Source organism: Streptomyces sp. O3, assembly GCF_054788135.1.
On the sequence record NZ_JBTVYK010000190.1, the window covers coordinates 1 to 271 of the forward strand.

The following is a 271-nucleotide window of genomic DNA, read 5'->3' on the forward strand; positions in this document are numbered from 1 at the left end:
GCTCCACACGGTCCAATTTGTTTGTATTGTATAAGTTTAAAGCCGCATTAGTATCTTTTACAACAGTTACATGGATTTTTTCAGTTGGAACGTTCTTTTTATCCCAGTAAGTCGGATTTTTAACGTAATCCCATGTCATATTTGTGCCATTCCAATTTTCTAATTTGTACGGGCCATTGGAAATTAATGTGTCGCTTTTTGTTCCGTAACGGTCACCTTGTTTTTCCACGAATGCTTGGTTTTGCGGGAAGAACGTGCCAGTCGTTAGGAG

Annotated in this window: 1 protein-coding gene; it reads right to left on the reverse strand. The window is 39.1% G+C overall.

From position 1 onward, the window contains the following. Positions 1–229 (reverse strand): ABC transporter substrate-binding protein (locus ACX6XY_RS30305; protein ID WP_460337900.1); only part of this gene is annotated, 229 nt, incomplete at its 3' end. Positions 230–271 lie beyond the last annotated feature (42 nt).